The organism is Salinivibrio kushneri (assembly GCF_027286325.1).
GTDB lineage: Bacteria > Pseudomonadota > Gammaproteobacteria > Enterobacterales > Vibrionaceae > Salinivibrio > Salinivibrio kushneri_A.
The window spans coordinates 544,286-568,162 of the sequence record NZ_CP114589.1 but is presented as its reverse complement, the minus strand read 5'-3'; the positions used below and the strand labels follow the sequence as shown (position 1 = coordinate 568,162).

Here is a 23,877-nt window from a genome sequence, read left to right as displayed (position 1 = left end):
ATACCGCTCAGAAGCATTCGCCCATTAAAGACATGACCTCTGTGGGTGATGTTAAAAAGTATAGTGCTTCCATCAACTTAGCAAGCCGAGACAAACCCTGAAACATTTTTGCGCACAAAGGCCGCAGTGAGGACTTGACCAAGCGGTAGCACGCACCTATTCTAGCGTACAAGTGTACGCTTAAATAAAGATAACGAGTTATGGATACCAAGGCTTCAACCTCTCCCCCTCAGAAACCACGCTTAATCTGGTTAAACATTAGCGTGTTTACCCTGACTTTTTTGATTGCGGTGATAGGAACACCACTATGGGCATGGCACCACGGTTTTGATTGGATGCAGATCACTGCGCTGATTGTCGCATTCAGCTTTTGTGGCCTGTCGATCACCGCCGGCTATCACCGGTTGTGGGCCCACAAAACCTATCAAGCCCATCCAGCTTTGCGCTTTATCTTCGCTATTGGTGGGGCATTTGCGCTGCAAAACAGCGCGCTTCATTGGTCATCAGATCACCGCATTCACCACCGCCATGTCGATGACAACGATGTTGACCCCTACTCGGCCAAACGCGGCTTTTGGTTCTCACACCTTGGTTGGATGCTGCGCGAATACCACCCCAACCGTTACGGCGATTACAGCAACTGCCGCGATCTGCAAAAAGATAAGATCGTGATGTGGCAACACAAGCACTACCTTGCACTGACACTGGCCACCAACTTTGGCTTCCCTATCGCGTTTGGTTTGCTCCATGGCGATCTTTGGGGCGCGATTTTACTGGTCGGCTTTACTCGATTGGTGCTCAGCCACCACACCACCTTTTTCATTAACTCACTGGCGCATGTGTGGGGCAGCCAGCCTTATACCGATAAAAATACCGCGCGGGATAATGGCGTGCTTGCCTTGATGACCTTTGGCGAGGGCTACCACAATTTTCACCATATTTTTGAGAACGACTACCGCAATGGCATTCGCTGGTGGCAGTTTGATCCCACTAAATGGCTGATCAAAACCGCATCTTGGCTGGGCCTGGCGGAAAAGCTGCGCGTGACCCCCGAAGAGAAGATTGAAAAAGCGCGTGCGACCATGCAATTGCAGCGCGTCACACAGCAGCTTAGTGACAAGCCACACGCATCCCATCGTCTGCAAATCCTGCAACAAGAGTATGATGCCTTGGTCACCAAAATGGCGGACTACTATACGCTGAAAAAACAGCTGTTAGCGCTTGAGCGTGACAAGCTGCGCGAAAAAGTCGAAAACGCCGAGCTAACCCAGCAATACAAAGATTTAAAAGTGCGTTTTCAGCAACAAAAACGGAGCTGGCAGGTGCTCACCGCCAAATACGCAAGCTAGCCACAACGAGCAAGCGACACACGACAAACCGGCCACTTGGGCCGGTTTTTTATCGGATAAGAAGGCGCCGCTGACAAAATCTGTTGATGCCAGTTATTGGGACGGGGTAAGAAAAGAAAGCAGGATAGACTCTAGCTCCTCCCAAGGTAAGGCGTCGGTATCGATCACTTCGATGCGCGACTCGGCCTGTTCAATCGACATAGGCGTCACGGTAACCACCTGATTGGCGACGTTAAACGCGTAAAAACCCTCGTCTGTATTGACCACCGCTTTAATCCGTTGGGCGTTGATGTTGCTTAATAGCCCATATAAAGCATCAAAGGGAAAGCAACAGTGCGCGGCGAACAACCAGCCGCAGCTGACATAACCCTGCCCTTGGTTTTCTTTGCGGGTATAGGTATCGTCCGGGCCCAGAGCGAGTGTGGTCATCGGCTCGGCATCATTGTGATGGTGATGATAGTGCGCTTGACGGGCATGACGCGGTAACGCAAGCCACGCGGTCTCGAGCGCCCCCTGCTCAACGCCGGTTACCAAGCTCTTCTCGCCATCAAACGCGGCGACATAATCATAAAAGGTGGCGATTTGCGCCTCACTACACTGGTCAAGCTTGTTGGCCACCACCACATCCGCGAGCGCGATTTGATCATGAAAGTTTTGATTTTCACGATAGCGCACATCATCAATACAACGCGGATCCACCAAAGTAATGGTCGCGCCCAGCGACAAGGTGGTATCGAAAGGCGGCTGAGTCAGCTTACCGATAATGTCTTTGGGATGACCCAGCCCCGTCGGCTCAATCAAAATCCGATCTGGCTGCTCGGCGAGCAAGGTATTTAGCCCCACTGTCATGGGTAGGCCGGCCACACAACACATGCATCCACCCGGCACTTCCTTTACCAGCGCACCTTGTTCAGAGAGGATAGCGCCATCGACACCCACCTCACCAAACTCGTTCACCAAGATAGCCCAGCGCTCATGCTCGGGTTTATTTGCTAATAAATGACGAATCGCCGTGGTTTTGCCCACGCCAAGAAACCCAGTGATAATGTTGGCTGCGATCTGACTCATGACTTTACCCTGCTTCTTACTTGTATCGGCGTAGTGTAACGGATCGCGCCACACTCGTCGCCTTTTGCTCATGCACACGGAAAGGCCCATATATTGCCAAGTGAATGGCACAAAAAATGATGAAATATCATGCACTCACTGCAAGTGGTGATCATCGCCAATAAAAGCTTGGTAGAATAGTGATATTGCTAACACACTTCTTAGGAGGAAGTATGCTGAATCCATCAACGGCAAAGTCGGTGATTGATCATGCCCTGTTTTTAGGCGCGGATTTCGCCGAACTCTTTGTCGAGCGCCATCACTCAGGCAACGTGGAGCTGTTGTCTGGTGAGGTGGATAAAGTGAGCTCAGGGATTGATTTTGGTATTGGTATCCGGTTGTTTTTCGGCCATAAAGTGCTTTATGGCTACACCAACAGCCGCGATGAAGAACAATTGAAAAAAGTCACCAGCTTGCTGTGCGCGCGTGACAAGCGCGATCAAATTGCCACCGCGGGACCGCTCAATTTATCCCATTTAAATGACAAGCACCCGGTGTCTGAGCCGTTATCGTCGGATCAACATGTCGCCGATAAGGTGGCGTTCTTACGTCAAGTGGATGCACGCATTCGTGCCGAGAGCGATAAAATCGCCCAGATAATTGGTCGTGTCGGCCAACGTGAGCAACAGATCGAGATTTTTAACTCTCATGGTCTGCATGTCACAGATACCCGCCACTACACCCGTATTGCCGCCACAGCGGTCGCCACTAACGGTGAGGAGCAGTCAACGGGCTTTGATGCCCCCGGCGCGCTCACAGGCTGGGAATTCCATCAGGATATCGATCCGGTTGCGCTGGGCGAGCGTGTCGCACGACAAGCGCTGGTTAAACTCGGTGCCCAAGCTTGCCCATCGGGCGAAATGCCGGTGGTGATTGGTAACGGTTTTGGTGGAGTGATTTTCCATGAAGCCTGTGGCCACTTGTTAGAAACCACCTCGGTTGCTAAGCAAGCTTCCGTCTTCCATGACCAAATGGGCGAAATGATTGCAAGCCCTGTGGTGAGCGCGGTGGACGATGGCACCTTGGCAAATGCGTGGGGCTCCATCAATATCGATGATGAAGGCATGGAAACCCAACATACCCAGTTGATCAAGGACGGTAAGCTCACCTCCTTTATGGTCGATCACATGGGTAGCCTGAAAACCGGTTATGCGCGCACCGGCTCTGGCCGACGTGAGTCTTATAAATTCGCACCGACCTCGCGGATGCGAAACACCTTTATTGAGTCCGGTAACGACAGCTTAGACGCCATGATTGGCTCCATGGAGCGTGGCATCTACGCCAAGAAGATGGGGGGCGGCTCAGTACAACCCGGCACCGGCGAGTTTAACTTTGCGGTTCAAGAAGCTTACTTGGTCGAAGACGGTAAGGTCACCGTACCACTCAAATCTGCCACCTTAATCAGTACGGGGCCTAAGGTGCTTAAAGAAATCAGCATGGTCGGCAAAGATCTTGCCCTTGCCGCCGGTATGTGTGGCTCGGTGAGCGGCTCAGTCCCCACCACCGTGGGCCAACCTGCATTGAAAGTCGATAACATCCTAGTAGGAGGCGGTAACGCATGAGTGAGCAAACCATTAAAGCAACCCTAAGCGATGCCGTCGATCAGGTCCTCAGCTTGGTGAAACAGCAAGGTGCGCAAGCAGACGTGATTGCCAACGCCAGCGAAAGCTTGTCACTCAAGGCCGACCAAGGCGATCTCTCCGAGCACAAAGTCACCGCCGGTCAAGTGATCGGCGTGCGGGTGGTCAAAGGGGATCAAGTCGCCACCAGCTATTCAGAATCACTCGATAGCGACAGCCTTGCCAGCATGGTGAACGCCGCACTCACCAACGCAAGCTTTACCAAAGCCGATCCGGATCAGCAAATTCGCGCTGAAGGGCAGCAAATTGATCAGCAAGATCCTAGCTTACTGCAAGCAGATAACACCCCGATTGAAGACAAGATCGCGTTGGCGCTGGCCCTTGAGCAAGAGGTGGTTAGCCAACCCCGCGCAACGGGTGCGCCCTATAATGGTTACAGTGAGCAAACCCAATATCAGTTGCTTGCCAATACCTTAGGCACACGCTGCTATCACAGCGAACGTAGCTTTAGTTGCTACACCGCAGCACTGCTCAATCACGACGGTAAGCAAGCGATGCATCTCGGCGCCTCAGTGTCACGCCGCTTTGCTGACCTCAATCACATCCATGCGACCCAACTGGCCTACCAAACCGCTGACGCCTTGCTCGAAGGTGGCCCAGTGAAAACCGGTTCGTATCCGGTGATTTTTGAGCATGACTGTCTCAGCGAATTGCTGGGCGCCTTTGGTAGCTGCTTCTCCGGTGATGCCGCCAAGCGCGGAACCAACCCGTGGCGTGAAAAAGTCGGCAAGCCGATTGCAGATAGCGCGCTCACTATCACCGATGTGGCAAGACTTGATGGCGGGATGCGTATTAAAGCGTTTGACAGCGAGGGCTTTACCACCGCCAACACGCCTTTGATTGAGAACGGCGTCTTAGTCGGCTTTTTACATAACAGCGCCACGGCGCATCATTTTGGTGTTCCCCACACGGCTAACGCGGGCCGCAGCCCCAAAGGCGGTTTAGATGTCACCTCTCGTCATGATGTGATTGCCGCAGGTAAGCACAGTGATGCAGACGTGCATGCCGGTGAATACCTTGAGTTGGTGTCACTGCAAGGGGTGCATTCAGGCGCGAATGCCATCAGTGGCGACTTCTCTTTCGGTGCAAGTGGGTTTGTTTGCCGAGATGGCAAACGCGTTCGTCCTGTTCGCGGGATCACAGTGGCTGGTAACTTCTATACCATGCTCAATGAGATAGATGCGATCGGCAATACCGTGTTACCCAACTATGATGGCGCCTTCTTTGCGCCACGCATCCGCTTTGCCCGCCTATCCATCGCGGGTGAATAACGGCGCATCCTCTAAAGGCATCTGTTTAGGCTGATGCCTTTTTATTCTCAGTTTGGGCTTCAACGCTTTGTACCGCAGGATTCATCTTTGCCGCCAAGTCGGTAAATGCCTGCATGGCGACGTCACTGGTAAGAATACGCCCATGCCCCAACCCTTCGGTGGCGAGCACGGTCACATGCGGATAACCGGTTGCCTTTTCGGTGACGGCAAAGGAGGCAAAACGGTCGCTTTTATCGTGGGCAATCACTACCGGATGGCGGCGGCGCGACAACTTTTCGAGCGGCTCGATGGCCTCGATTGGGTAGCCGTGCTGCTCGCCCACATCTTGAACAATTGCATCAAACAGCTTCAGTGAATACCCAGATTTGCGCACTGTGGCATATAAATTCTCGCGATAATTCAGCACAGGTGCGACCAAAAAGAGCGGTAAATCATCCATCTGCGGATGTTCACTCTCCAGGATCGCTGCAGCGCCCATACTATGCGCAATGATCCCTGACACATTATCGACTTGATCTAATACATCATTGATCGCCTGCACAAAGCCGGGAATATGGCTTTCTGACCCGCCGCTTTTACCGTGGGCAGGATGATCAAACGCGACCGCACGAAAGCCCAATGACGCGATATGCGCCATGAGTGGAAAAAACTGACTCGCAGATCCCGACCAGCCATGCGTGAGCAACCAGGTTGGTCCAGCGCCAAGGCTATACATTTGTAGCTCACCTTCTTGGCTTTGCACTTGAGAGTGCACCAAACCCTCTGGCTCTGGGTTCACCATTGGGCTACGAGTGGGAGTGAGGAAGAGCTTACGCGCCACTTTCTTGGCATGACGAGGTGCCAAACGATGATGACAACGGCTTACCGCTCCTACCAGAGAGCGTTTAACGCTAAAACGGCCTGGCGTTGAAAAATACACTTTTTTACTCATAGTCATTGGATCCTTAAATCGAACGAGTGTTCGTTTTTACGCTAAAAAACAACCTCGTTGTTTTCGCTACCCTCTTCATCTTATTGGGTAATTAGCGGCGGCTTTGCGCGAGCAATTGCTCCACACCATGCCAAAAACGTGTCCCTTCCGGCGATTCGAGTGACAAGCGCAGAAATAACTGGCTACTTAAATAGTGCCCATACAACTGATACACAGCCTGCCAGGTATCAAGGTCGGCGCGAAATTCGCCGACATGTTTGCCCTTTTCAAATTGTGCGGCCAGGTAGTCAAGCCACTGACGAGTAACGTGCTGCAACGCTTGGTGGATGGGATCATTGCTCGCACGCTGCTCATGCCACGCATCCAAAAATAAGCACTGACCCTGAAAGTGCTGATGCCAGCCCATCCAATTGCGCAGCAAGTGTTGTAATTTGGCTTCAATACTCGCGTGGTCGGCTTCTCGACTCGGGGTGATCACCCGCTCGATAAAACGCTCACCGGCAAAATGCACCACCGCAATCTGCAAGTTTTCTCGCGAGTTGAAATGGGCAAATAGGCCACTTTTAGACATTTTCACGTCACGCGCCAAGCTACCAATCGTCAAGCTTTCCAATCCATACACGCTGGCCGAGTCAAACGCAGCTTCGAGAATACGCAACCTGGTTTGCTCACGTTTCGAGAGCGAGTATGTCGGCTCGTTAGATACGCCCATCTCATTAAACCTTCAAAAAGCGGATTGCTAAACAACCAGTGGCGGCGCCACGACCCATTGGCAGTAAACATCTATCACCTTACCGCAACCGTTCACCTATTTATAGTACGAACGTTCGTTTTTATCGAGTCGATAAATGTACGTGTTTGGTAACCTCCCACCGTCAGGCTCCATAAGAAGTCGCATTTTCATGCCTTTGCGCAGTTTATCAACAAAACTTGCTGGAATCGTGTGCCATATTCTTTTTAGTTTTAACAAGTGCTTTTTTTATCTAGCAAGAATGTGACATAGGTCTTCATTGCATGCACCTTCCGGCATATGATGCCAACCAATCACTAACTCTTTAATACGTTTAACGGGGTTAGGAGCTCAAATCATTATAATTCTCTAGATTGGAACGCCGATTATGACAGTTATCCTTTTAAACCTGATCGCTTTTGCGCTGTTGCTGGCGGTGCTTGTCAAATTGCACAAGCAACAAAAATCTTTATCCACACGAGTGTTTACTGGCCTCGGCCTGGGGGTGGCATTCGGTGCCGCGCTACAAGCGTTATACGGTGCTGACGGCGCGATCACGCGCGAGACCATCAACTATATCAATATCGTCGGCTCAGGCTACGTCAGCCTACTCAAAATGATCATCATGCCGTTGATCACCGTGTCGATTATTGGCGCAATTTTGAAAGTGAAAGACTCAGGTTCCCTGGGCAAAATCTCTAGCTTAAACATCGGCATTTTGCTGGCCACGACCGCAGCTTCCGCACTCATTGGTGTGCTTGTTAGCAACTTGTTTGGGCTATCTGCGCAAGATATCGTACAAGGTGCGCGAGAGATGGCGCGCGGCGCCGCCCTAGAGCAGCGCTTGGGCTCGGTCGAAGACTTATCATTGGCCGATATGGTTATCTCTTTCTTCCCGCAAAACCCATTTGCGGATTTGGCCGGTAGCCGTCCAACCTCGACCATCGCTGTGGTGATTTTCTCTGCCCTCGTGGGTATCGCTGGTGTCACATTGTCGCGCACTCAGCCTGAGCTTGGTGAGCGTTTTGAGCGCTTTATGGATGTGGCTCAGGAATTAGTGCGCACGCTCGTACGAATGATCATCGGCCTCACTCCCTACGGTATTTTGGCTTTGATGAGCAAAGTGGTTGCCGGCTCAAACGTAAGTGAGATTCTTGAGCTTGCCAACTTTGTTGCCGCCTCTTATGTCGGCTTAGGTGCCATCTTGGTCATGCACCTGGTATTGATTGGCCTTGTCGGTATGAGCCCGATTCAATACCTGAAAAAAGTGCTCCCTGTACTGACGTTTGCCTTTACATCTCGCTCAAGCGCGGCCACGATTCCGCTCAATATCGATTCGCAAATGAAGAACTTGGGTAACGATCCGGCCAGCGCCAACTTCTCAGCCTCATTCGGTGCCACCATGGGTCAAAATGGCTGTGCCGGCTTGTATCCAGCTATGCTGGCAGTGATGATTGCGCCAACCATTGGCATTAATCCACTCGATCCGGGCTTTATCGCCACCTTGGTTGCGATTGTCACCGTCAGTTCATTCGGCATTGCCGGTGTGGGCGGCGGCGCGACCTTTGCGGCACTGATTGTACTCTCGGCACTAGATATGCCAGTAGCGCTAGCGGGTCTGTTGATTTCTATCGAACCATTAATCGATATGGGTCGTACCGCTGTGAACGTGAGCGGCTCTATGACGGCCGGTACCCTTACCTCTCGATTGACCGGTGGCCAAGATAAGACCATCTTCGATCACCATGAAGTGGTGAAACAAGACACGGCAAATGCCTAATTATTGAAAACAAGAAACATTATTGATGCCACGCCCATGCGTGGCATTTTTGTGTTCGCACAGAGCCTACATAAAGCAACGCCATGCGATGACCTAATCCCTTACAACTTGTAAGAAATTATTTCAGCGATTACACTCTGCGGCACTGTAACTGCAGGGATCCCCTGCCAACCGTGAGATAATCAATGAGTATTGAACAAACGCTTCAGGCGCGCAGTGGCGGCCAATGTGAACTCTGCACCAGCCAAGACAACTTATCTGTGTATGAAGTCCCATATTCGCCCGACACCACAGCGAACAGTTGCGTATTGGTTTGTGGCACGTGTCACGACCAACTGCAACACCCAGACAATATGGATGTGAACCACTGGCGCTGCCTGAACGATAGTATGTGGAGCCAAGAGCCAGCGGTACAAGTCGTTGCCTACCGTCAGCTTTCTCGTCTTTCTAGCGAAAGCTGGGCGCAAGATAATCTCGATATGATGTATATGGAAGACGATGTCCGCAAGTGGGCAGAAACCGGTCAAGATATCGAAGAAGTCAAAGTATTGGACGCTAACGGCGTGGCACTGCAAAAAGGCGACGACGTGACCGTGATTAAAGATTTGCCTGTTAAAGGTTCAAGCCAGGTGATCAAACAGGGCACGGTAATCCGCGGCATTAATTTGACCGATGACCCTACCCACGTGCAGGGAAAAGTAAACGGCCAAACCCTGTTTGTGATTGCAGAGTTCTGCCGTCGTAAATAAACGGGTGGGCTGTGTTGATACACCGACGCGGCGTCCAAGTGGCGCCGTGTTAATCACGCTTCCGAACAGTTTACACTGTAAAACGTTACGCCTTCCTCACCGTGAAACCAAATAGATTGATCATTGGCAATCCTTCGCCTATTTTCAAACCATGGCACTCGCCACCTGCCTCTTTTAATTGGATTTTTGCATGACTCGTAAGCCGTTTGTCACACTGCATAGCAAAGCCGCACTCATTTTTATTTTGGGCTTGTTAGCGATTTTTATTAGTAGCCTCCTGGTGACACGGTCCTTTTTTCTTTTCGGTATCAGCCATTTAGAAGATATTGAGATTGCTCGATCCAATGATCAAGCTCAGGCCGTTATCGAACGGCTCATTAATAATCAAGCAGAATACGCTATCGATTGGGCGCATTGGGACGATACCTACGAATTGGTTAACGGACGCAATCCCGACTTTGCAGCAAGAAACTTAGCGGACGCCAGCTTAGAGTCCTTGGGACTCAATCTGATGGGGTTTGCTGATTTAAACGGGAAAGTGATCGAAGCTAAAGTATTGGATGAAGCGGACGAGCATGCTTTTATCTCCGACATATATCAATCGGCGCCGATGCACAACCACATCACCCAAAGATGGAGCAATCAACGACAAGCCTTAGCTGGCTTACTTGAACTGCGCGGAAGAATATGGGTGATCAGTGTCAGTCCAATCAGAGACAGCGCAGGGCAGGCTGAAGCTGCTGGTTGGATGATATGGGGCCAAGCACTGACGGGACGTTTCCCATCTGCCTATGAGAATATTTTGGCGGGTAAAAACACCCTCGTTACGACAAAGTCAATTTACGCAAACACCGAGCTTCCTTCTATTACAAGGGATAATGACTATATTGCACGCCTAAGCCCCCTACACGACCTTAATGGCGACCTGGTCGCCATTTTAAAAACCAAAGAGCCACGCCGCTATTACCAGCAAGGTAAGCAAGTGTTCTATTACTTGATTCTCGCGTTGGTTATCATCAGCGCACTCATTGGCGGCTCGGTATATCTCCTTTATCGACGAAAAGTGACTAAGCCGTTTATCTCGTTCGAGCGTGACGTGAGTGCCTTACTGGGTGATGCTGCGTCTCCAACCAAATCAAAAGACACATTCACACGCATTACCCAACAAATTGAGGCCTTAGCTCAGTCTTCGTCGCAAACAGAGCAGCAGTTAAAAGAGGCATTATCAAAATTCGATGCGTTATATCACAGCCAACATTTGGGGATGATTGTCTTAGAAGGAGAAGAGATTGTTGATGTCAACCAGGCGCTTTTACAGTTGCTTGGTCATCAGCGTAATACCTTACTGCATCGTTCTTTTGCGACGCTGGTAATCAATGATGAGTCTGCACTTAAGCAACTGATGCAATTTGAGCAACACCCCGAGCGTGAGACAACCCACTTTGAAACCACCTTACAAAGTGCCGCAGGGCAACCTTTAAATTGCGCCATAGAGGTGATCCGCCTCGAGCGACAAGAAAACGGGGCCATCATGCTTGCCGTTAAAGACATGAGTCAACAAAAGCGACAAGCTGCCTTGATTGAAACCTTGTCGCAGCATGACACCTTATCAGGACTGCTCAATCGGCCGGCAACCATTAAAGCATTAAACGAGGCCTTGTCTGGACCTAGCTCTGTTTCCACTATCTACTTTATTGCCACTCGGCTACGTGAAATCTATGAAATATACGGCCATGCCGCTTATGACGGAGCAGTGAAACACATTGCTGACAGCCTCAGCCACCGTTTTCACGGTGCAACTGTGGGGCGTTTGAGTGAAAATGAGTTTGTGATCTTTAGCCATAGCAACGACGATAACAAACTCATTAATGAAGCCAACGATGTGCTAAGAGACAGTACCAACCATTCGACCATCACCGATACCGAGTTTGATATTGGCTTAAAAGCCGCGTTCGTTCATTCCCACCTTCAATTTGAGCACTTCGAGGCACTGGTGCACTGTGGCTTTTATGCGATAGAACAACAGCATGGGCCCAAGCAACATGTCATTATCGTAGACGATGCTCTCGCTCAAGCAGCTCAAGAGACCTTGGTGATCAACCGGAACCTCGTTGCGGCGCTCAAAAATCATGAGTTTACCGCTTTCTTTCAACCCATTGTCAATGCGACATCCAATCAAGTGATCGGCTTTGAAGCATTAGCTCGCTGGCATCATCCGGCCCTGGGCATGATTTCGCCTGGCATCTTTATACCATTAGCGGAAAAACACAAACTCATTATTGAACTCGACGAGCTGGTGCTAGAGAAAGCGTGTGCCTTTTTACAACAAATTCAACAGCACTGGAGCAAGCAGTCACAACATCGCCTTACCATTCACATCAATTTGTCGAGCCCACACTTCGGCGCGAAGTCTCTCGTCACCAATCTCAAACGGCTTATTCAGCAGTATCAATTAGCACCTGGACAGCTGGTATTAGAGGTCACTGAAAGTATTTTGCTTGGTGCCGATCAGGAAACAATAAAACGGATGCACGATCTTAAAGCGCTTGGCGTCCAGCTTGCACTCGATGACTTTGGCACCGGCTACTCGTCCTTCAGCTCTTTGTGCAATTTCCCGCTCGATATTGTCAAACTCGACAAGTCTTATATGAGTGAAATTGAGACTAATGAAAAAGCAAAAACACTGGTACGCAGCATCATCAACATGGCACAAGAGTTAGGAATGACTACCGTAGCTGAAGGTGTCGAAACCGCCTCACAACTGCGCATTGTTAATGTGTGGCGCGTCGATGAAATTCAAGGGTTTTACTTCTTTAAACCCATGAGTGCGGAGCAAGCGATAAGCACGTTTGCTCACAACAAATAACGCGGGAATTGAAGGTAGAAGAGAGCGATTACAAGTTGGTCACGATATTCATTTTTGATTGAAAAGGCTGCCGCGCACCGTATCAGCCTTTTATTTTTGGAAACCTTTATTCGAGATGCCTACTTCCAGTCACGTTCTAACTTTCCGTCTTTGAAACGGTACATTGAGAACCCGAACTGTAGTTCATTACCATTACCATCTTTGACGATCCCAGTATCTTTTCCTAGGCTATGACCCATTAAGTCAACCATTAGTAATGCATTATCAATAAACCACCATATACCAAAGCCACCCAACGTGCAGGCTTTCAGTAATCCGGAGCCAGGTTTGCCTAGATAGAATCTATCTGCGCCGACAAACCCTAAAAACATACCTAGAATTAGTGCAATTATTCTATTTTTGGGTTTAAAACTCTTCACTTCTTTCTCTGGCGCAGGTGTTGTATTTGTCATGTCCCTTCCTCATTTACAAAGTAAAAATTCGACTGGGTGTGAATACCAGAAAAGTTACGCAAACCTCAACTTTTTGTTCGCATTTTTAGACATCGACTCCATAATTCTAGCTTCGCAAGTTCATGAGCTTCATTTAGCGATATTGACCGGAGAGATATAAACTACGCCCCCTCTCTACGCCCCAAACACAGCTTAGAAAAATGTGAACTAGTGCTTTATAACACCTGTTTAGCTTACAAGAATTGAGAGGTTTCCCCTATTTACTCGTGATTTCTCATAAAAAAATATGCGATAGATCATGGGGAATAGAAGAGTCGCAAGGATTTTATTTCCTCCCTGATATCACTCAGTTTAGGAGGATGTGCCCTTTTCTTAATTAAGTAACACTAGTATCACTTATCGTCTCTGTCGGCGCGCTACCGGTTGTGCCATCACTCTTCGCACGACGCCATTGTCTCGCCACTCGACGACTCAGAATATTTCTTTGTGCGGTTTTCTTTGTGCGGATAGTGATTATGAAAAAGTTACGTAACCTTTCTATAAGTCAACGGATAAGCTTAGCTGCCTCGTCCATCGTCCTCATCGGTCTTGGGGCTGTGAGTGCCGTTTCTTTGTCAACGCTGAATAGCAGCCAGTCGGCAATGTCATCCCAGGTCACTGAAAACGTAAAACGTGACCAGGTGATCAAGATGCAAAATCGTGCAACAGCGATTAGCGAGGAGATCCATGCGTATATTGCCTCTCCCCTCGACACGGTACGGACTATCGCTCAAATTTATACCTCAGAAGCGGAAAAGAATAAGTCAGCACGGATCCTCGACCGAGATGATATACCTCGGATCATGTATTCGATTTTGAAACGCCAACCTGAATGGCACAACATCTACACCGAGTGGCAAAAAAACGTGTTGGGCGCCGATGCTTTTTACTACGGCGACCCAACAAGCGCTGCAGATGGGCGCTATGTGCCGTCTGTGTCGGTGGATAAGAGCGGGGAAATGCGCCTGACCGCTGCGCAAAATTTTTCTGAAACCAATCCTTGGTATCAATGCCCGGTGAGCACACAAAAAGATTGTATCACCGACCCAAGAACGGCTGAGATTAAGGGAAACACCCAAACGGTGTTTGATGTGACAACCCCCGTTTTCCGTTTCGATAAAACCGTCGCCATGGTGGGTAGTACACTGACTACGGCACAAATCCAGTCCATTCTCGCCAAACGTGCGGACAGTAACGGTGAACTGTTTGTTGTCAGCCAAGATGGACGAGTCGTTGCCAGCACCGATCAACAGGTCCAGCATGGTGCCGCGGTCTCCAAGCTATCCTCTCCCGCGTATCACTTTCTTGCCAAGCTCCAGAACCAAAGCCATAAAAGCCAATTCAAACAAACCGATTCACACTTTTACGTATCGCAACCTATCGAATTTGGCAATATGCCTCAGACGTGGTCAGTGATGATTGTGACCCCCAAACAGGCCGCAATGGCCCCAGTCACACAACTGAATCAGATGATGACAGACGCCGAAAGCGATATTCAAAACACCATTTATTGGGTAAGTGGCCTCGTCCTTATTCTCGCTTTTGGGATCATTCAAGTCGTCATCAGACGCCAATTGGCGCCGTTAACCAGCGTGGAACACTCTATTCAAGCGATAGCCCAAGGTGGTGGCGACTTAACTCAGCGCTTGTCGGTTAATGGTAAGACCGAGATTGATCGTATCAAACAGTCAGTCAATCAGATGCTGGATGCGCTGCAATCAATGGTGGGACAAATTCAACAAGCGGGTGGACGCTTATCCGACACATCAACGACAGCCAATAACGCCATTACCGATGCCCACCAAGCCCTGTCTGATAATACCGAGACATTACACCAAGCCGCGACGGCGATGGAGCAACTGACTGCGACCTCAAAAGATGTGGCAACCAACTCTGAAGCCTCCCAAGAGAAAAACGCCGCAGTCGTCTCATCGCTGAATCAATGCATGGAGAATGTTTCTAACAATGTGGCACGTAACCAAACTGCCAACACGGATCTGCAAAAAGCCAACAGTTTTGTCAGCGAAGTCAAAGCCAGTGGTAGCGATATTGCCGCTTTACTCGACGACATTCGCGGCATCTCAGATCAAACCAACTTGCTAGCGCTCAATGCCGCGATTGAGTCGGCTCGCGCCGGTGAAGCTGGCCGAGGGTTTGCGGTGGTCGCTGACGAGGTGCGCGCCTTGGCCCAGCACTCACAAAAATCTGTCGACCAAATCGTCTCGACGCTTGAGACCTTCAACCAACTCCTTACCGATATTGAAGCCGTCATCCAACAAGGTGAGCGTGGTGCGGCGGAGGGTTATCAAGCGAGTGTTTCCGTGCAGGAGACCTTAAACGAAATTGTTGATTTGGTGCAGCAGCTAGGCGATATCAATTATCAAACCGCAGGCGCGGCGGAAGAACAAAGTGCTGTCTCTCAGCAGGTGGCCGAAAATATCCAAGCCCTTTCGCAACGTATTGAACAAACTTTATCACTCAGCGAGCAAGCGCAAGGCGCAAACCAAACCCTCAACCACGAGGCCAAAACGATTCGCCAGCTGGTCGATACGTTTACCGTTTAGTCCCCAGCCTTTTCTCTCTTACTAAAAAAGGGCAACCAACGTTGCCCTTTTTGAGGTGATATCTTGTTAAAGACGCGCTGTAAAACGTAGCTTTAATGGTGAGATTACTGCTTGTCTAATTGTGCTTTCATCGCGTCACGAAAGACTTGGTCAGCGTCAGTAATACCCAATTGCTCCGCATCACGCAGCAATCCCATTGCTTTGTCGACATCGCTATCTGCAATGGCGGCCCGAATAGCCTGGTGATAAAAGCTAACGCTTTCTTGTTGCGGACGTTCAGTGGCCGAGAGCGCGGGCAGGACGATAGTCTGATCACTGGTACGTGATCCCAATGCGGTTGCTTCGATGGAAAATGTGCCGGTCAACGCGCGCGGTACTTGAATATCGTCCACTTCAGGTAAGTAATTCCCTCTTCCCTCTGCGTCCAGTTTCGCTGGATGGCTGACCGCTACAGTTTCATTAAGTTTGTCTTTGTCGGTAAAAATAACCAAATAAAGTGCACTATCACCCATTTGTGGATGCACTTTAATATTCCCTTGCAAGCGGTTGCCATCGGCTAAGCGGGGTTTTAGATACACTAAATCACTATCTCCGAGCGCGGCGCGAATCTCGCCAGACTGATTAATCACCTTGGCACTTGGGACAAAAACACTATCGTTGATTTCTGCCTCAATATTGATAGCTAATCCATTTTTTACCATCGGTAATTCAAAAATGACGCTAGGGCTATCAATGCTATCGATATCGAGGACTTGTGTTTGCTCTGTGACCGCTATTTTTATCTCTTTATCCATTGTTATAGGCAATTGTTTCGCTTTTTCAATCTGCGTCACTGCCTTTCCCGTCGGTGCAACCTGATATTGGTCATCAACAAACGTCGAGCACCCGTTAAGCAGTAATAATCCAGAAATAAATAACACTTTCTTATTCATATAAAACACCTAAAAAAATAGCCGACAATTGTCGGCTATGAAAAAAGACAGTTTAAAAAAGAGCTTACCACCAAGCTTCCAATTGCACACCCGTTACGAACTCTGAGTCACCTTTGTCACCAAACGTATCTCCTTCTTCATCGGTAATATACGTACCGTAGAAGCGAATCTCAGGACGCGACCAGAAGCTGTCACCCATTGCCCAAGCTTGAGCTAAAGTAAACTTGTGGCCTCCTTGGTCTGTTCCTTGATTTTCTCCATCAAAGAAGCCGACCTCACCGATGGTACGCATCGTGTCGTTCCACTTATAAACAGGGCGCACAACCGCGGTGAACATATCAGAGTCACCCTCACCATCTGTCAAATCCGAGCCATTATGATAAGAGAGCTGATGGCCGAGTTCCATCGACGACCCAACATTCATCACACCCCAGTTGATAATACGGTAGCCTTTCGCATCGTTTTTATCGTCGGAGCCGCGGCTGTACCATGCACCAGATCCAAAGCCAGCAATCTGATCCCCGTATCCTGCAGAGCCATATTGCAAGATTGTTTGGTTGAAGCCGTTGTCCATATTTTGATGCACAATACCGGTAAGCATAATACCATCATCAGCGGCTTCGGTTTGGTCATCTTTTTCGGTCGCAAAGTTATAGGCCGTGGCGAGCTCTAAACTAGCGTCTTCCCACAAGCCGATATTGGCTAAGCGCGCATCAAAAATATAGCCTGAAGACTGATCATTTTCTCCATCTTGAACAAACGCTAAAGAAAGTTTTTGATCGCCAAGTGAAATATTTTCAATACCACCACCGGTACCTGAGGTATTCAAGAAATAGAAGTCAGTAATGTGGATATCTTTACGTTGATAATAGCGCTTACCCGCCCAAATAACGGCTTCAGGGTCGGATGCAATCACACCTTTGGCTTGGACATTAAACTGCGCGACATTAATTTCGCTATCTTCCCAACCATTTTGGCCTTTATCACTAGAGGCAATCATCGATTCCAGCTTCCATGATTGCTCACCCGTTTGAAGCTCTTCTGAAAAGCCGAACTCGTAATAGTTGTCGTCTTCATTACCCAAACGACCAACTTTATTCTTTTCAAAAGCACTATCACCTGCACCATCACCACCGATCGCAGCACCCGCACGAGCATAACCATTAAAATCTACAGCGAACGCTGAGGTGGCAGTGACAGCAGCTGCGACAGCCGCCGCAATTAAACTTACTTTTCTCATACCTTACTCCATAATGCGCCTTTTTTACGTGTCTCTTCACACCGGCAGTGGGTAGTGGAAAAAGACAGTGTGTCCAAGGCTTAGCTTTCTTCGTTATCCTGGAAATATCCTATCCCCGAGTACTGAAATGCGCGTCATCCGGTGATGAGGTTTAAGGGGGAGGAGGAGCAAGGAGGAGATAAGGAGGATTATCCTCACTTATCGACATCGATCACTGAACCAAGGCGTAATTGGTAACTAGGTTTCTTATTTATCCCCTACAAAACGTCGAACAGATCACTATTAATAATTTTATTCATAGCAATATGAAACTTTATTACATGAGGGGTAATGATCATAAATGTGACGTCAGATTGAATTATTTATAGGTAACCGCTCTAATAGCGATTCGTCTCATTTAACGGTGTTAGTTATGTCGGTTTGTTTCCCATCCCCTTATGTATTAGGGGCGCAATTACACCCATCAGGCTGTCGGTTTGCGCTGCATGCACCAGACCAGGACTGCGTACATTTACTATTGTGGCATCAAGAGCACCAACCACAGCGGATCGCTATGTACGAATATAAGCGTGGTTATTGGACGAGAGATGTCGCTGATGTCGTCGCAGGGCAAGAATACAGTTTTGAGGTCTCACATGATGGCCAAACATGGTGCGTCGCAGATCCTTATGCGCAGGCCATTTCCGGCCCTTTAACCTATCAGCCTCCCTATACCCCATCGCAAAGCACACAGGTGGCGCGTTGCCAAGTCGTCGATCATGAGTCTTTTGATTGGCAAGGCGTATCATCGCCCCAACGCTCAATGTGCGACACGGTGATTTTCGAAACCCATGTTAAAGGACTAACTCAACAACACCCAGATGTCCCGCCAGCGCAGCAAGGACGCTATTTAGGCTTAGTGTCATCAGCGGTGTTGGCGTTCTATCAACAACATCAGATTAATTGCCTGCAACTGCTACCGATTACCTGTTGCTTACCGGAGCCGCATTTACTCAGCCAGCAAAAAACCAACTACTGGGGCTACAACCCATACGTTTGGATGGCACCGGATCCACGTTACGCGAAGAAAAATGCGGTTGACGAGCTGAAAACGGCAATACGCGAACTACACCGCCACGACATCGAAGTCATTTTAGACGTGGTATTTAATCATACGGCGGAAGGCGGAGAAGGTGGGCCGATTCTTCATTACAAAGCGCTTGATCATGCCATGTACCTCCAGGATGGCCAACAACTGTGCAACCATACCGGCTGTGGCAATACCATTGATATACGCCACCCTGCTGCACTGAAGCAGGTGCTCGACACCTTACGGGTGTGGGTCACCGACTATCACGTGGATGGGTTTCGGTTCGATCTCGCCGCTACCTTGGGGCGAGACGGCGATGCCTTTAACCCCCACAGTGCATTTTTCCTCGCCATTGCCCAGGATCCGATCCTTTCTAAGGTCAAGTTGATTGCGGAACCCTGGGATATAGGCCCCGATGGGTATCAGCTAGGACAATTTCCGATTAACTGGGCTGAATGTAACGATAAAATACGCGATACCACGCGCAGCTTGTGGCGAGGAGAACCAGGCATACTGCAAGATTTCGCTACGCGATTGATGGGATCGCGCGACGTTTTCAGCGCGGCGCATTGGCCCGATCATTTGCCGATTAACTATGTAACCTATCATGATGGTTTTACCCTGCAGGATGCGGTCAGTTATGCCAAGCGGCATAACCATGCCAATGGCGAGAACAACCGAGATGGCCATGGCGATAATCGCTCCGCCAACTATGGTGTCGAGGGGCCGACAAACAATCCTGACATTATTGAGATAAGGACTCGGCAAAAACGGAATATGATGGCGAGCATCCTCTTCTCGCTGGGGACGCCGCACATTCTAATGGCCGATGTTTTAGGGCACTCACAACAGGGAAACAACAATGCCTATTGCCAAGACAACCCCATCAGTTGGTTAAACTGGCAAACGCAGGATCACGCTTGGTCAAACTGGCTAGCCACCATGATTGCACGCCGCAATGCCATTTTACCGCGCTTTATCGATGCGTTGAGTGGCACACAGCGTCATTGCAATCAGATTGTGTGGCGACACCCGAATGGCGATCCGATTCAAGATCATCAATGGCCAAGCCTGCAAACACTCAACTGTCAGATCACGATAGGCGCGCATCACCCTGACGCGGGTCAATCGATGCTCATTGCCATTAACAGCAGCGACACCGCGCACAACCTACGGCTTCCACCAAATCATCAGTGGCGTATTGTCTGTGACACCGCAACTAATGAAACGACCATCACCACACCCGAGCCATCCCTGATATTGGCAGACAAGAGCTTTTTAGTCTGCATTGACGGTGACTGGCTGTAGCCCAGTATCACCCGCATCAAAAAAGGCAGCTAATATTAGCTGCCTTTGCTTTGGGGGGTAATTGATCTGACGACGTAAAGCTTTACCCTTTCACGCCACCTGCGGTCAAACCACCGACTAACCAACGTTGGGCGAGTAAGAAAACACCGGTAATCGGTACCGCTGAAAGCACGGCTGCCGCCGCGAAGTCGCCCCACAGATAGTTCTGCGGATACAAATACTGCTGCATGCCGACCGCCAAGGTATACGAATCAACATCCGACAACAGAATAGACGCCACCGGCACCTCACCTACCGCCATGATAAACGACAGGATAAAGACCACAGCCAAAATAGGCACGGAGAGCGGAAGCAACACCAGCCTAAACGCCTGCCATGGGGTGGCGCCATCCAGTGCTGCGGCTTCTTCCAATGAACCATCAATGCTTTCGAAGTAGCCTTTAATGGTCCAAACATGTAATGCAATCCCGCCCAAGTAGGCAAAGATCAAACCACCGTGCGTGTTGAGCCCCAAGAACGGAATGTACTGCCCCAACTTATCAAACAAGGCATAGATAGCCACCAATGCCAACACCGCGGGGAACATTTGAAAGATCATCATCGCGTTCAAGATGGTTTGCTTGCCTTTAAATCGCATACGGGCAAAGGCATACGCCGACGTCGTCGAGAGCACCACGATAAACAGCGAGGTAATACCTGCCACTTTTACCGAGTTCCACAGCCACAACAGAACGGGGAATGGCGGCGGCGTGACCGTGCCATCAGGATTTGTCACCGAGAAACCCAGTGCTAATTTCCAATGTTCAAGTGATGGATTTTTCGGGATCAAACTCCCAGTGGCGAAATTCCCTTCACGGAATGAAATCGCAATAATCATTAATAGCGGGAATAGGATCAGCGCCAAAAATAAGCACAAGCCAATATGGGTTGCCCAGACGCGATATTTTAAGGATTTACCTTGTACCATTGCCATATTTAGGTCCCTCAGTGCTCGTTTTTCTGCGTCATACGAAGGTTGATTAACGCCAGTGCGCCGACAATCAAGAAAATCAGAGTGGCGATGGCACTTGCCAGACCAAAGTCTTGGCCACCACTGCCTTCAAAGGCAATGCGATAGGTGTAGCTGACCAGCAAGTCGGTATAGCCGGCCGGCTCAGTGGTGCCAATGCGGTTTGGCCCACCTTCTGTTAACAGCATAATCATCACAAAGTTATTGAAGTTAAAAGCAAAAGCGGCAATCAGCAGCGGTGTTAACGGTTTAATCATCATCGGCAGCGTAATACGGGTGAAGTTCTGAACGAAATTCGCGCCGTCAATCGCGGATGCCTCGTAGAGATCATCGGGGATCGCTTTAAGCAAGCCCATACAGAGGATCATCATATAAGGGAAACCCAGCCAGGTGTTAACGGTGAGCACCATGCTCCGCGCCAAGAACGGGTCAGAGAACCAATTCGGACTGATGCCAAACAGGGCTTCCAAGACCATGTTGATTTCACCAAAGCTTTGGTTAAACAAACCACGGAAAATCAAAATTGAAATAAAGGCGGGTACCGCATACGGAAGGATCAATAACAAGCGGTAGATCGACTTACCTTTCAGCTCTTCCCACTGCACCAAGCTCGCCAATATCAAACCGATAAAGAGGGTAAACACAACGGTGAGCACGGAAAAGACAATCGTCCAGATAAAGATGCCAATAAACGGCTCTTTAATGCCCTCGTCCGTCCATACACGCTCAAAGTTATCCGTGCCAATTTGCACCACATAACCGGGTGACACCGTGTCGCCAACAAATTCACCGGAGGCATTAACCGGTTGGTAATAGCCTATCTCATCGTTAGGTTTAAGCGTCTCACCGGTTTTATTGTTGATTAGCGTGCGACCATCGTCCTGCAGGCTATAGAGCGATTGAATGGCAGCGAACTTACGTAACCCACTCATACGAATGGTTTGATCATCTGACAGTTGCAAATCTAGATTACCGAGCGCCTCTCGATTTTGAATCACATCGCGGAGTGACGCTTTTTGTCCCTCAACACTGTCAATCGGGCTAAGTGACAAGTTTTCATCGGCCAGCGTTGCAAATTCAAATGGCTTGGTAGCATAGCGTGTGTTCTCGCCCTCCACCACAATACGGACGCCTTGATCCGTTTGATACAAAGAGAAAGGATAGCTGTCGCCACTTTGAAAGGTTCGCTCTAGTAATACGGACTGGGCGCGCTCAAAAGAGAGTTGGTTTTTGGCGCTATAGTTGGTGAATGACAGCCCGACAGTATAAACCAACGGAAAAATAATGAAGAGGATCATCCCCGCGATACCTGGATAGATATAGCGATGGGCGTATGTTTTTTTACTGCCAAAAATGTACAGCGCTAGTGCGGTTAATACCACAGTTAACAGGGCAAAGGCGGTTTCACCACGCGAATACATCAAGACGGTGGCATAGCCATTGATAATGGCCACAGTAGCCAGTAACGCCCATTTTATGAACGCTTTTGTGCTGCTGGGCAAAGAAGAGCCTGACGTTGTCATAGCTTGGGAACCTTGGACTGACTGCATAAGGAACGCTACTCACATAGTTTTTAAAAAATGCAGGGAGGCAAGCCCCCCTGCAGATAGAGCTTATTTGACCATTTGCGTTTCCGCATCGTCGAGCGCTTCCTCGACGCTTTGGCGACCATCGACCACATTGATGATGGCGTTTTTGGCAGCCGCCCAGAATCCATTCATTTGTGGAATGTTTGGCATTACTTCGCCATGTTTGGCATTTTCCATGGTCGCCGCAATACGGCTATCTTGAGCCAGCTCTGCTTGATAAGCATTCAGCGCCACTGCACCTAGGGGCTTATCCGCATTGACCGTCGAAAGGCCTTCTTTCGTCAGCAGGTAGTTTTCCAAAAACTCAACTGCCAGTGCTTTGTTTGGCGACGCGGTGCTAATACCGGCACTAAGTACACCCACAAAAGGCTTAGACGCTTCACCTTGGAAGGTAGGTAAAGTGGTTACCCCGTAATTGATGCCTGACTTTTCGATGTTGCCCCACGACCATGGGCCGTTGATGGTCATCGCTGTGTCACCTTGGTTGAAAGAAGACTCAGAGACCGAGTAGTCCATGTCAGATGAAATCACACCGTCTTTCACCATCTGCTTCATGAAATGCAGTGCGTCATGCACACCTTGGTTATTGATGCCGGCGTCTTTCACATCATAGCCATTGGCCGTTTGCTTAAACGCATAACCGCCATCAGCCGCCATCAATGGCCATGTAAAGTACGGTTCTTTTAGGTTCCACATGATGGCTGACTTACCCTGCTCTTTGAGCTTGGCATCCATCTCAACCACGTCTTGCCACGTTTCTGGTGGATTAGGCACCAAATCTTTGTTGTAGATAAGCGAAAGCGATTCCACTGCCACTGGATAACCGACGTATTTGCCTTTGTATTTCACCGCATCCCAAGCAAAGTCGACCATGCCTTCTTTAAGACGATCTGAAGGGCGGATTTCTGCCAACAGGCCTGATTCTGCGTAGCCGCCGAAACGGTCATGCGCCCAAAATACGATGTCTGGACCATCGCCGGTAGACGCTGTTTGCGGGAACTTATCCTGCAGGCCATCAGGGTGAACAACAGTGACAGGAATACCCGTGTCTTGCTCAAAGCGGTCACCCACTTCGGCAAGGCCGTTGTAGCCTTTGTCTCCGTTAATCCAAATCGTCAGTTGGCCTTCTTCGATATTGGCATTGGCGCCAAATGAACCCAGTGCAATCAGGGTACCGAGAGCAACAGCGCTAAGTGATTTTTTCATCTTTCTATCCTTCTTCTACTGAGGTGTAGCACGATTCCATGGAGGA

General features: G+C 49.4%; 17 protein-coding genes. 8 read left to right on the top strand and 9 right to left on the bottom strand.

Going from position 1 to position 23,877, the window contains the following annotated elements; genetic code table 11:
• The first annotated feature begins 200 nt into the window (after nucleotides 1–200).
• Complete coding sequence (locus N8M53_RS15340) at nucleotides 201–1,349, top strand: acyl-CoA desaturase (RefSeq protein ID WP_269580213.1); 1,149 nt, start codon at nucleotides 201–203, stop codon at nucleotides 1,347–1,349.
• A gap of 93 nt (nucleotides 1,350–1,442) precedes the next feature.
• On the opposite strand, the gene N8M53_RS15335 is transcribed toward N8M53_RS15340, so the two are convergent.
• Nucleotides 1,443–2,417 (bottom strand): CobW family GTP-binding protein, encoded by a 975-nt coding sequence (locus tag N8M53_RS15335; RefSeq protein WP_269580212.1) that lies wholly within the window; start codon nucleotides 2,415–2,417, stop codon nucleotides 1,443–1,445.
• 212 nt (nucleotides 2,418–2,629) lie between these two features.
• Between N8M53_RS15335 and N8M53_RS15330 the strand changes: the two genes are divergently transcribed.
• Together N8M53_RS15330 and N8M53_RS15325 are read left to right on the top strand one after the other, a co-directional pair.
• Entirely contained in the window at nucleotides 2,630–4,018 is a 1,389-nt protein-coding gene (locus N8M53_RS15330; protein ID WP_269580211.1) for a TldD/PmbA family protein, read from the top strand.
• Nucleotides 4,015–5,367: a TldD/PmbA family protein gene (locus tag N8M53_RS15325; protein WP_269580210.1), complete on the top strand. Its 1,353-nt coding sequence runs from the start codon at nucleotides 4,015–4,017 to the stop codon at nucleotides 5,365–5,367. The genes N8M53_RS15330 and N8M53_RS15325 overlap by 4 nt, the downstream gene beginning before the upstream one ends.
• Nucleotides 5,368–5,392: 25 nt before the next feature.
• Here the strand turns inward: N8M53_RS15325 and N8M53_RS15320 are convergent, their stop codons facing one another.
• A complete protein-coding gene (locus tag N8M53_RS15320) occupies nucleotides 5,393–6,298 on the bottom strand; it encodes an alpha/beta hydrolase (RefSeq protein ID WP_269580209.1) in 906 nt (301 codons plus the stop codon).
• Between the two features lie 91 nt (nucleotides 6,299–6,389).
• Nucleotides 6,390–7,010 carry a TetR/AcrR family transcriptional regulator gene (locus tag N8M53_RS15315; RefSeq protein ID WP_269580208.1) on the bottom strand — a complete coding sequence of 207 codons (621 nt, stop codon included), beginning with the start codon at nucleotides 7,008–7,010 and terminating at the stop codon, nucleotides 6,390–6,392.
• A 406-nt stretch (nucleotides 7,011–7,416) separates the two neighbouring features.
• On the opposite strand from N8M53_RS15315, the gene N8M53_RS15310 reads away from it, so the two are divergent.
• The 3 genes from N8M53_RS15310 (at nucleotide 7,417) to N8M53_RS15300 (ending at nucleotide 12,423) form a co-directional block, all read left to right on the top strand.
• Nucleotides 7,417–8,808, top strand: a complete 1,392-nt coding sequence (locus tag N8M53_RS15310; protein WP_269580207.1) for an L-cystine transporter — start codon at nucleotides 7,417–7,419, stop codon at nucleotides 8,806–8,808.
• Nucleotides 8,809–8,993: 185 nt separating this feature from the next.
• Complete coding sequence (locus N8M53_RS15305) at nucleotides 8,994–9,557, top strand: PhnA domain-containing protein (protein WP_269580206.1); 564 nt, start codon at nucleotides 8,994–8,996, stop codon at nucleotides 9,555–9,557.
• Nucleotides 9,558–9,747: 190 nt separating this feature from the next.
• A complete protein-coding gene (locus N8M53_RS15300) occupies nucleotides 9,748–12,423 on the top strand; it encodes an EAL domain-containing protein (RefSeq protein ID WP_269580205.1) in 2,676 nt (891 codons plus the stop codon).
• 119 nt (nucleotides 12,424–12,542) lie between these two features.
• Here N8M53_RS15300 and N8M53_RS15295 read toward each other — a convergent pair whose 3' ends face one another.
• Nucleotides 12,543–12,875, bottom strand: a complete 333-nt coding sequence (locus N8M53_RS15295) for a TM2 domain-containing protein (RefSeq protein ID WP_269580204.1) — start codon at nucleotides 12,873–12,875, stop codon at nucleotides 12,543–12,545.
• A gap of 689 nt (nucleotides 12,876–13,564) precedes the next feature.
• Between N8M53_RS15295 and N8M53_RS15290 the strand changes: the two genes are divergently transcribed.
• Nucleotides 13,565–15,478, top strand: coding sequence for a methyl-accepting chemotaxis protein (locus tag N8M53_RS15290; protein WP_269580203.1), 1,914 nt, complete (start codon nucleotides 13,565–13,567; stop codon nucleotides 15,476–15,478).
• Between the two features lie 104 nt (nucleotides 15,479–15,582).
• On the opposite strand, the gene N8M53_RS15285 is transcribed toward N8M53_RS15290, so the two are convergent.
• Together N8M53_RS15285 and lamB are read right to left on the bottom strand one after the other, a co-directional pair.
• The gene (locus N8M53_RS15285; RefSeq protein WP_269580202.1) at nucleotides 15,583–16,410 is read right to left on the bottom strand and encodes a MalM family protein; all 828 of its coding nucleotides are present in this window, start codon (nucleotides 16,408–16,410) and stop codon (nucleotides 15,583–15,585) included.
• A 64-nt stretch (nucleotides 16,411–16,474) separates the two neighbouring features.
• On the bottom strand, nucleotides 16,475–17,650 hold the full coding sequence (gene lamB / locus N8M53_RS15280) for a maltoporin LamB (protein ID WP_269580201.1): 1,176 nt from the start codon (nucleotides 17,648–17,650) through the stop codon (nucleotides 16,475–16,477).
• Nucleotides 17,651–18,062: 412 nt separating this feature from the next.
• On the opposite strand from lamB, the gene N8M53_RS15275 reads away from it, so the two are divergent.
• Nucleotides 18,063–20,027 (top strand): glycogen debranching protein, encoded by a 1,965-nt coding sequence (locus N8M53_RS15275; RefSeq protein ID WP_269580200.1) that lies wholly within the window; start codon nucleotides 18,063–18,065, stop codon nucleotides 20,025–20,027.
• Between the two features lie 82 nt (nucleotides 20,028–20,109).
• On the opposite strand, the gene malG is transcribed toward N8M53_RS15275, so the two are convergent.
• From malG to malE, 3 genes are all read right to left on the bottom strand, one after another.
• Entirely contained in the window at nucleotides 20,110–21,000 is an 891-nt protein-coding gene (gene malG, locus N8M53_RS15270) for a maltose ABC transporter permease MalG (protein WP_269580199.1), read from the bottom strand.
• Between the two features lie 11 nt (nucleotides 21,001–21,011).
• Nucleotides 21,012–22,559 carry a maltose ABC transporter permease MalF gene (gene malF, locus N8M53_RS15265; RefSeq protein WP_420066620.1) on the bottom strand — a complete coding sequence of 516 codons (1,548 nt, stop codon included), beginning with the start codon at nucleotides 22,557–22,559 and terminating at the stop codon, nucleotides 21,012–21,014.
• A 90-nt stretch (nucleotides 22,560–22,649) separates the two neighbouring features.
• Nucleotides 22,650–23,831: a maltose/maltodextrin ABC transporter substrate-binding protein MalE gene (gene malE, locus N8M53_RS15260; RefSeq protein ID WP_269580197.1), complete on the bottom strand. Its 1,182-nt coding sequence runs from the start codon at nucleotides 23,829–23,831 to the stop codon at nucleotides 22,650–22,652.
• Nucleotides 23,832–23,877: the final 46 nt, after the last annotated feature.

Coding starts and splice junctions, on each gene's coding strand:
- N8M53_RS15340 (WP_269580213.1), top strand. CDS start 201: ATGGATACCAAGGCTTCAACCTCTCCCCCTCAGAAACCACGCTTAATC.
- N8M53_RS15335 (WP_269580212.1), bottom strand. CDS start 2,417: ATGAGTCAGATCGCAGCCAACATTATCACTGGGTTTCTTGGCGTGGGC.
- N8M53_RS15330 (WP_269580211.1), top strand. CDS start 2,630: ATGCTGAATCCATCAACGGCAAAGTCGGTGATTGATCATGCCCTGTTT.
- N8M53_RS15325 (WP_269580210.1), top strand. CDS start 4,015: ATGAGTGAGCAAACCATTAAAGCAACCCTAAGCGATGCCGTCGATCAG.
- N8M53_RS15320 (WP_269580209.1), bottom strand. CDS start 6,298: ATGAGTAAAAAAGTGTATTTTTCAACGCCAGGCCGTTTTAGCGTTAAA.
- N8M53_RS15315 (WP_269580208.1), bottom strand. CDS start 7,010: ATGGGCGTATCTAACGAGCCGACATACTCGCTCTCGAAACGTGAGCAA.
- N8M53_RS15310 (WP_269580207.1), top strand. CDS start 7,417: ATGACAGTTATCCTTTTAAACCTGATCGCTTTTGCGCTGTTGCTGGCG.
- N8M53_RS15305 (WP_269580206.1), top strand. CDS start 8,994: ATGAGTATTGAACAAACGCTTCAGGCGCGCAGTGGCGGCCAATGTGAA.
- N8M53_RS15300 (WP_269580205.1), top strand. CDS start 9,748: ATGACTCGTAAGCCGTTTGTCACACTGCATAGCAAAGCCGCACTCATT.
- N8M53_RS15295 (WP_269580204.1), bottom strand. CDS start 12,875: ATGACAAATACAACACCTGCGCCAGAGAAAGAAGTGAAGAGTTTTAAA.
- N8M53_RS15290 (WP_269580203.1), top strand. CDS start 13,565: ATGCAAAATCGTGCAACAGCGATTAGCGAGGAGATCCATGCGTATATT.
- N8M53_RS15285 (WP_269580202.1), bottom strand. CDS start 16,410: ATGAATAAGAAAGTGTTATTTATTTCTGGATTATTACTGCTTAACGGG.
- lamB (WP_269580201.1), bottom strand. CDS start 17,650: ATGAGAAAAGTAAGTTTAATTGCGGCGGCTGTCGCAGCTGCTGTCACT.
- N8M53_RS15275 (WP_269580200.1), top strand. CDS start 18,063: ATGTCGGTTTGTTTCCCATCCCCTTATGTATTAGGGGCGCAATTACAC.
- malG (WP_269580199.1), bottom strand. CDS start 21,000: ATGGCAATGGTACAAGGTAAATCCTTAAAATATCGCGTCTGGGCAACC.
- malF (WP_420066620.1), bottom strand. CDS start 22,559: ATGACAACGTCAGGCTCTTCTTTGCCCAGCAGCACAAAAGCGTTCATA.
- malE (WP_269580197.1), bottom strand. CDS start 23,831: ATGAAAAAATCACTTAGCGCTGTTGCTCTCGGTACCCTGATTGCACTG.